Below are 8,617 nucleotides of genomic sequence, written 5' to 3'. Positions count from 1 at the left end.
GAACAGGTCATGCAGCCTTCGACCATGCGCATGGAATATTGCCCGCAGCTGGAACAGGCTTTGCCCTTGGGTGTCATGCTGACGACCTCCGCCTGCGGGTCGGATTTCAGGCCCATGCCCTCGCCCGCCAAGAAGCCTGTGGCGACCATGTGCTTTTCGATGGTCTGGCCGATAGCCGCCAGAATGGAGGGGACGTATTTGCCCTGCATCCATGCCCCGCCGCGCGGGTCGAACACGGCTTTCAACTCTTCCACCACAAAGGACACATCGCCCCCGCGCCGGAACACGGCTGAAATCATCCGCGTCAGCGCGACGGTCCATGCGAAATGTTCCATGTTCTTGGAATTGATGAACACCTCAAACGGGCGACGCTGGCCTTGATGGATGATGTCGTTGATCGTGATGTAGATGGCGTGTTCGCTGTCGGGCCATTTCAATTTGTAGGTCTGGCCGTCCAGATCTTCGGGCCGGTCCAGCGGTTCGGTCATGTAGATGACGTCGCCTGCGTTCTCATCAATCACGTCTTCCTCGGGCACGCTGGCCTTCTCGGGCTCGACCGACAGGACGGAGCCCGTCACATCGTTGGGACGATAGGTCGTGCAGCCTTTGCAGCCCGTGTCCCAGGCTTCCATGTAGACGTCTTTGAACGACTGGAAATCAATGTCTTCGGGCACGTTGATCGTTTTGGAGATGGAGCTGTCGACCCATTTCTGCGCCGCGGCCTGCATGCGCACATGATCCATCGCAGGCAGGGTCTGGGCGTTGACGAAATAGTCGGGCAACTCCGCATCGCCGTTCAGATCACGCCAGAGTTTGACAGCATAATCCACGACCTCTTCCTCGGTCCGCGTGCCGTCCTTTTGCAGGACCTTGCGGGTGTAGGCGTAGGCGAACACCGGTTCGATCCCGCTGGACACATTGCCCGCATAAAGGCTGATCGTGCCCGTGGGGGCCACAGACGTCAGCAGGGCGTTGCGAATGCCGTCCTTGGCGATCATCGCCTGAACGTCATCATCCAGCGCCTGCACATTGGGGGATTTGGCATATTTCTTCGCATCGAACAGCGGGAAGGCGCCCTTTTCCTTCGCCAGTTCCGCCGACGCACGATAGGAAGCGTTGGCAATCAGCTGCATCCAGTCTTCGGTCTGGGCGGCGGCCTCCTCTGATCCATAGCGCAGGCCGACCATCAACAGCGCGTCGGCCAGACCGGTGACACCCAGACCAATGCGGCGTTTGGCGGCGGCCTCTTGCGCTTGGGCCTCAAGCGGGAAGTTCGACGCATCGACGACGTTGTCCATCATCCGAACGGCGGTCGCGACCAGATCGGCCAGCGCGTCTTCGCTGATTTCGGCGGTGTCCTCGAACGGGTTGGTCACCAGACGGGCCAGGTTCACGGACCCCAGCAGGCAGGCGCCATAGGGCGGCAGGGGCTGTTCGCCGCACGGGTTGGTGGCGGCAATGGTCTCAACATAGTTCAGGTTGTTCATCGCATTGATGCGGTCGATGAAAATCACGCCGGGTTCGGCATAATCATAGGTGGACTGCATGATGCGGTCCCACAGGTCACGGGCCTGCACGGTTTTGACTGTCTCACCCTCCCACACCAGATCCCACGCGGCATCGGCCTTCACGGCCTCCATGAACGGGTCGGTGATCAGGACGGACATGTTGAACATGCGCAGACGGGCGGCGTCGGATTTGGCGGTGATGAAATCCTCAACATCCGGATGGTCACAGCGCATGGTCGCCATCATCGCGCCGCGGCGGGACCCTGCGGACATGATCGTGCGGCACATGGCGTCCCAGACGTCCATGAAAGACAGCGGGCCGGAGGCATCGGCGGCGACCCCTTTGACCACAGCCCCCTTGGGCCGGATGGTCGAGAAATCGTACCCGATCCCGCCGCCTTGCTGCATGGTCAATGCGGCTTCCTTGAGGTTGTCGAAAATGCCCGCCATGGTGTCGGGGATGGTCCCCATGACAAAACAGTTGAACAGCGTCACGCTGCGGTCGGTGCCCGCACCGGCGGTGATGCGGCCGGCGGGCAGGTATTTGAAATCTTCCAAAGCGGCGTAGAATTTAGGCTCCCAAGCGGCGGGGTCCTTTTCCACAGAGGCCAGCGATTTGGCGATCCGCGACCACGTGTCCTCTACCGATTGGTCAATCGGTGTCCCATCTGCCTCCTTAAGGCGATATTTCATGTCCCAGATCTGTTCGGCAATAGGGGCGGCAAAGCGGGTCATGAGAGATCCTCTTGTAAGTGTGGCAGAATCGGTGGTGAACCGCTAACCTACCAGATGTTGTGTGACGATGGAACAGATTAAGAACATATTGTGGAGGCTTTGATGGCCAAGACCCTACATCTTCAGAAACTCTCCGTCGGAACCGACAACGTAGCAGACCTTGCGGCGTGGCAAAACACAAAGCGTGCGCAAGCCCCCGACGGATTGCCGCGGCACGTGACACGGATGTGGCCCAAACGCGTGGATGAGGTGCTGGGCGGCGGATCAATGTATTGGGTCATCAAGGGATCAATCCTGTGCCGCCAGCAGATCAACCGTTTTGACGAATACATCGGCGCAGACGGCGTGCGCCGCTGCGCCATCGTGCTGGAACCGGAGTTGATCCGTGTGGTGCCCACCTTGAAACGCCCCTTCCAAGGGTGGCGCTACCTCAAAGCCGAAGACGCGCCGATGGATTTGCCAAAGGGACGCGAAGAGGAAGAGGCGCTGCCTGCGTCCCTCAACGCGGCCTTGGCGGAAATCGGGGTTCTGTGATCTGACGATCAGCACCTGCGGTGGGCGGGGCCAAAATTCGATGAATTTTGGGGCCTCCGGCGGAGGTATTTTTGAACCAGAGAAATCAGGCGTCGAGATGCGCCATCAAGCGCGTGAGTGTATCCCGTTGCGCTTGGGTCCAATCCTTGCGGCGCCCCCTGAACAGGGTGGCCTGGCTCGCGTGGATCATGCCGTCAGACAGGATTTTCAGGCCATTGGCGCGCAGGGTTTCACCGGTTGAGGTGATGTCGGCCACGGCCTCCGCCGTTTCATTGCGGATCGTGCCTTCGGTGGCGCCTTGGCTGTCGACCAACTGGTAATCTGCCACACCGTTATCGCGCAGGAAGTCACGGACAAGACGGTGGTATTTGGTGGCAATTCGCAAACGGAACCCGTGATCAGCGCGAAAGGCGGCGGCCACTGCGTCCAGATCATCCAGCGTGTCCACGTCAATCCAGGCGTCAGGAACTGCGATCACCAGATCGGCCCCGCCAAATCCCATTTTAGCCAATTCAACCACGCGGCTGTCCCAGGCGGGCAGCTTTTCACGCACCAGATCGGACCCTGTGACGCCAAGGTGAATGCGGCCTGCGTCCAATTCGCGTGGGATTTCACCGGCGCTGAGAAGCACCAGCTCCACCCCGTCGATGCCATCCACTGCGCCCGCATATTCGCGATCCGATCCGGATTTGCGCAGGGTGATGCCCCGATCCGCGAACCACTGGAACGTCTTTTCCATCAGGCGGCCTTTGGATGGAATGCCAAGTTTCAGCGTCATAACGCACCCTCCGCTGCGGCCACCAAGGCCGGGCGGATCACGCCGCCCACCGCAGGCACGCCCGTGCCGCCCCCCAAAACCGTCGTCAGCGCGTCGTAGCGCCCGCCGGTGGCCACGGGTGGCAGGTTCAGCGCCGGATCGGCAGAGAACCCGAAGACGAACCCGTCGTAGTATTCCATTGAGGTGCGGCCATAGCTGGCCTCGAACATCAAGGTGTCCACGTCGATATTCCGCGCGCTCAGCGCGTCCAGACGGGCGGCGAGGCCATCGACCGCCGCGCTGATCGATGGCAAATCCACCGCGATGTCCCGCAAAGCCGTCAGGGCAAAGGGTGCGGTTTCGCGCACAGCGAGAAGCGCGTCCAACAGGCTCCGTTCCCCACCCGAAATGGGATCAGCCGCGGCATCCGCGCGCAGCGCATCGATGCGGCGCGCGATCTGGTCGCGGCTGCGCAGGCCCAGCACCGGCGGCAGGTCTGCCAGCGGGTCGTCTTGCGCCAACAGGGCGGCGCGGCTGGTGGGCGTGTCGGTCAGCCCGCAAAACCGGTCCAGCAAGGTCTTGAACCGACGCGGACGCCACAGATGCCGCATCAGGGCGGCACGGCGCGCAGGCGTGGTGTTCAACCCTTGAACGGCCGCGCGCAGGATACCGATGTCACCCGTGGCGGGGGTCACGGGCGTGTCCTTCAACAGCCCAGCGAGGGTCGCAAAGACCTCCGCATCTGCGGCGGCACGGTCGGTGCCATCAAAGACCTCATAGCCCACCTGCACGAATTCCGTTGGCCGGTCACCCCCGTCTTCTTGTTTGCGAAAGACCTTGCCCATGTAGGTATAGCGCGCAGGTTCCGCCCCGTGTGCCATGTGCTGCTGCACAATCGGCACCGTGAAATCCGGGCGCAGCATCATCTCGCCGCGCACGGGGTCCTGGGTGGTGAAGGCGCGGGCACGGATGTCCTCGCCATAGAGGTCCAGCAGGGTGTCAGCCGGTTGCAGGTAATCCGCGTCGGTCAGCACGGCCCCCTGCGCTGTCAGGACATCCTGATAGGCGCGCGCGCGCGCCCACGTGTCGCGGCTGGCATCGACAGTCACGTGTCCTGATCCTCAAGCAGTTGTTGGATGCGAGGGACAAGATCAGCACGGGGAATTTCGAACTGCTGGGGGCGTTCGGACCATTCCTCCTGCGTGGCGGTCTCGGCGATTTTGGCGCCAAGGATCAGGTCTTTGACCTGCAGGATGCCGCGCTCCAACTCATCGCCGCCTTGAATGATCGCGATGGGGGAATTGCGCTGGTCGGCGTATTTGAGCTGGTTGCCAAAGTTCTTGGGGTTGCCCAGATAGACCTCAGCCCGAATGCCCGCGCCGCGCAATTCGCTGACGATGGCCTGATAATCGGCCATGCGGTCGCGGTCCATGACGGTCACGACAACGGGGCCGGTGGTGTCTGTGGTCAGACGGCCCTTCATGTGCAACGCGGCCAGAAGGCGGTCAACGCCGATGGACACGCCGGTGGCAGGCACCTCTTGTCCCGTAAAACGTTTGACCAGATCGTCATAGCGCCCGCCGCCCGCGACAGACCCGAAGGACCGTGGGCGGCCTTTGTCGTCGGTGATCTCAAACGTCAGTTCAGCTTCGAACACGGGGCCGGTGTAATAACCAAGACCGCGCACGACCGACGGGTCGATGATGATGCGGTCGGGGCCGTAGCCGCCAGCGGCCAGAAGGTCGGCCATCTGTTGCAGCTCATCCACGCCCTTGGCACCTGTCTCACTGTCCCCGATTGCGGCGCGCAAATTGGCAAGGGTTCCGGCAGTGTCATCTGCCTTCGACGTCAGGAATGCGATGACAGGTTCGGCCTGCGCGTCGTCCAGCCCGACGCCGTCGATATAGGCGCCAGAGGCATCCAGACGGCCCTTGCCCAACAGTTCCCGCACACCAGCCTCGCCCACCTTGTCGAACTTGTCGATGGTGCGCAGGACGTCGGCCTTCTGGGCGTCATCAGACAGGCCCATGACCTCAAGCACGCCGTTCAGCACTTTGCGGTTGTTGATGCGGATGACGTAATCGCCCCGCTCGATCCCCACGGCCTCCAGCGTATCGGACAGCATCGCGCAAATCTCGGCATCCGCCGCCACGGACCCCGACCCGACGGTGTCGGCATCGCATTGATAAAACTGGCGAAAACGCCCCGGTCCGGGCTTTTCGTTGCGCCAGACGGGGCCCATGGCATAGCGGCGATAGGGCGTGGGCAAATCGTTGCGGTGCTGCGCATACACCCGCGCCAAAGGGGCGGTCAGGTCATACCGCAGGGCCAGCCAATCGCCGGGCTTGTCGCCCTCGCTGTCCTCTTGCCACGCAAACACACCCTCATTGGGGCGGTCCACGTCGGGCAGGAATTTGCCCAGCGCCTCAACCGTTTCCACGGCAGAACTTTCCAGCGCTTCGAACCCGTAGCGATGATAGACCCCGGCGATGGTCTGCAGCATCTGCGTGCGCTGCGCGACCTCGGCACCGAAATAGTCGCGGAACCCTTTGGGGGTCTGCGCCTTGGGACGGGGGGTTTTCTTTGGCTTGGCCATGGGATCGGTCCTGCGTTGGTTTGCCCGCGCTTTACCGCGCACGTCCCCGCCACGCAACAGCAGGGCTTGGCAAATCCGGCCAAACACCCGATATGGCGCGTATGAGTGACCAAACACACCTTGAAGAAAAGATCGCCCACCTCACCCGCACCGTGGATGAGCTGTCGGATATCGTCGCCCGTCAGGAAGGTGAAATCAGCCGCCTGACCCACCGGGTCGCCATGTTGATGGAACGCGAAGCCAGCCGTGAATACGACGCAGGCGGCTCCATTCCGCTTGCTGATCAGAAACCACCACACTGGTAGATCGCAGCCCCTTCTTCATCTTGGCCGATACAACTTCCCCCGGAGGGCCGATCAGCCGCACAGACACCGGTCAGTTGTTCTTGATCGACGCGGCCAAGACCTCACCGTCGTGCAGCAGGATTTGGGTCCATTGGGTCGGCACCGCACTGAATGTGCCGCCGAAAAAGCTGTAGGCGGTGATAAAATAGGTATTGCGGTTCAACCGGTCGGCGCGCGCGCCGCAGGGCTGGCCACGCCCGACACGGCAGACGCTGGCCTTGATCGCCTCATAGGCGTTGTCGGTTGCGGTGTAGGAAATCCGTTCGTTGCTGGGCTGGTAGCGGACGAATTCATGGGTCTGGATATTGCCTGCCACGGCCACAGCACCGGTAAACGTCCGGGCACAATTGTCGTTGAAACCCGTGATGTAGAACGGCCGCGCTGTGGTGAGGTTGGGATTGGTGTCGTAGACCGAAAACCCGCCGCCGTCGTCTATCCGCGTGCCCAACTGGCTGCGCGTCATCCCGCAGACCCGCGCAATCTGGCCAAAGGGCAGTGCGGCTCCGGCCTCGACATCGGTGCTGTCCGGCCCTGTTCGGGGTACATCGCGTCCGGCCCCGCCAAACAGGCCCGTCAGGCCGCGCGGCGGTGCGGGGGCGCGGGCCTCCGTCACATTGGCAGCGCCAGCGCCTTCGCCGGTCCGATTGCCACCAAACAACCCGAACAACCCGCCCCGCGCAGCGGCAGGGCGCGTGTCGGACAGGCCCGCGACAGTTTCATCAGGTGTGGGCGCGTCGGCCAATGCGGCCTCAACCGCGGCATTTGTCGGATCATCCGCCTGTCGGTTCACCAGACGCGAAAACAGACCACCACCGGTCGCTTGCTGTGCGGGGGCCGCGACGGCGGCCGTTTCGGGGCCGGACGACACATCCTGCAGGCGGGTCATCCCCCCCAGAGGATCACCGCTGCATCCAGCCAGCAGGGCCACAGCGCCCAATCCAAACATCACATGGCGCATCGCCACCGTCCCCCGCCTGTTATCGGGATCGTTCTACAATCCGCGCAACGCCCCGTCCACCTGCCCCTTTGGGCAAGCAAGGTTTCGCCGCCCTCAGATTTCAAGAACCTCGATCACCCCGTTCAAAGACCGCAACGCACCCTTGATCTGCGGATTGACGGGAAAATGATCGTCAAGTTCGACATCAATCTCCCCCAGTTCCACATCATCAATCGTGAACATGATCGGCCCGCGCCCGCATTTGAGGGATTTGTCCTTCATCGCCCCCTGCAACACGTCATTCACCGTGGGGATCGCGGCCACATCGGACACAAAGACCTGCAAGCCGGATGACCCCGCCGTCGCCACCGCCATATCGGCGGGCACCACGGACCGGCCCAGCAGTTTCAACTGCTCGGATTCCATGGTCGCCTCGACCCCGATGACGACCTGCGTGCCGGTTTCCAGATGGTCCCGCGCGGCCTCCAACGTGTCCGAAAACATGGTAACTTCGTACTGGCCCGTCGGATCGCTCAGCTGGACAAAAGCAAAGCGGTTGCCGCGTGCGGATTTGCGTTCCTGCCGCCCTGCGACCGTGCCCGCCATCTTGGCAACCAGCGCGCCGCGTTCGGCCAGGGCCGTGACCTCGTCCAGCGTTTTCACCTTTTCGGTGCGTTTCAGCGCGGCCATGTAATCGTCCAGCGGGTGACCGGACAGATAGAACCCCACCGCCTTGAATTCTTCGGCCAGCCGTTCGGCAGGCAGCCAATCGGCGGCGGCAGACAGGCGCGGTTCGGGCAGGTCATCGCCCGCTTCGCCAAACAGGCTGACCTGATTGGAATTCTTCTGGTCGTGGATCGCGGCGGAATAGCCCACCAGCGCATCCAGACTGTCGAATACACGGCGGCGGTTCGGGTCCAACTGGTCAAAGGCACCGGCCCGCGCCAGCATTTCCAACGGGCGTTTGCCGACCCGTTTCAGATCAACCCGCCGCGCCAGATCGAAGATGGTGACGAACGGCTTGTCTTCGCGGGCATCCACGATCAGCTTCATCGCCTCGACACCGACGTTTTTCAGCGCCCCAAGACCATAAACCAGCTTGCCGTCCTGCACATCAAACGTCGCGAGCGACGTGTTCACGCACGGGGCGACCCAAGGCAGCTCAAGCCCCTTTTTGACCTCTTGAAAATACACCGCCAGCTTGTC

Annotated in this window: 8 protein-coding genes; 2 read left to right on the top strand and 6 right to left on the bottom strand. The window is 62.3% G+C overall.

The features are described from left to right. On the bottom strand, positions 1-2,243 hold a 2,243-nt coding region (locus QZ653_RS14410), incomplete at its 3' end, for an adenosylcobalamin-dependent ribonucleoside-diphosphate reductase (RefSeq protein WP_296421109.1). 102 nt (positions 2,244-2,345) lie between these two features. Here QZ653_RS14410 and QZ653_RS14405 point away from each other — a divergent pair. Further along, on the top strand, positions 2,346-2,777 hold the full coding sequence (locus QZ653_RS14405; protein ID WP_296421108.1) for a DUF1489 family protein: 432 nt from the start codon (positions 2,346-2,348) through the stop codon (positions 2,775-2,777). An 85-nt stretch (positions 2,778-2,862) separates the two neighbouring features. On the opposite strand, the gene hisG is transcribed toward QZ653_RS14405, so the two are convergent. Genes hisG through hisS form a run of 3 tightly spaced genes read right to left on the bottom strand, consistent with a single transcriptional unit; the run spans position 2,863 to position 6,130 of the window. Further along, a complete protein-coding gene (gene hisG, locus QZ653_RS14400) occupies positions 2,863-3,555 on the bottom strand; it encodes an ATP phosphoribosyltransferase (protein WP_296421106.1) in 693 nt (230 codons plus the stop codon). After that, positions 3,552-4,643 carry an ATP phosphoribosyltransferase regulatory subunit gene (locus QZ653_RS14395; RefSeq protein WP_296421105.1) on the bottom strand — a complete coding sequence of 364 codons (1,092 nt, stop codon included), beginning with the start codon at positions 4,641-4,643 and terminating at the stop codon, positions 3,552-3,554. Before QZ653_RS14395 ends, hisG begins: the two co-directional genes overlap by 4 nt. Next, positions 4,640-6,130: a histidine--tRNA ligase gene (gene hisS / locus QZ653_RS14390; RefSeq protein ID WP_296421103.1), complete on the bottom strand. Its 1,491-nt coding sequence runs from the start codon at positions 6,128-6,130 to the stop codon at positions 4,640-4,642. Before hisS ends, QZ653_RS14395 begins: the two co-directional genes overlap by 4 nt. 101 nt (positions 6,131-6,231) lie before the next feature. Here hisS and QZ653_RS14385 point away from each other — a divergent pair, with 101 nt between their 5' ends. Continuing rightward, positions 6,232-6,435, top strand: a complete 204-nt coding sequence (locus tag QZ653_RS14385; RefSeq protein WP_296421101.1) for a SlyX family protein — start codon at positions 6,232-6,234, stop codon at positions 6,433-6,435. Between the two features lie 70 nt (positions 6,436-6,505). Here the strand turns inward: QZ653_RS14385 and QZ653_RS14380 are convergent, their stop codons facing one another. Continuing rightward, positions 6,506-7,432: a hypothetical protein gene (locus QZ653_RS14380; RefSeq protein WP_296421099.1), complete on the bottom strand. Its 927-nt coding sequence runs from the start codon at positions 7,430-7,432 to the stop codon at positions 6,506-6,508. A 93-nt stretch (positions 7,433-7,525) separates the two neighbouring features. Beyond that, the coding region (locus tag QZ653_RS14375) for an OB-fold nucleic acid binding domain-containing protein (protein ID WP_366933104.1) at positions 7,526-8,617 on the bottom strand (1,092 nt) is incomplete at its 5' end.

Source organism: Pseudooctadecabacter sp. (assembly GCF_020627745.1).
Taxonomy (GTDB): domain Bacteria; phylum Pseudomonadota; class Alphaproteobacteria; order Rhodobacterales; family Rhodobacteraceae; genus Octadecabacter.
The sequence above is the reverse complement of the archived record's forward strand: the minus strand, read 5'-3'. Positions and strand labels throughout refer to the sequence as shown.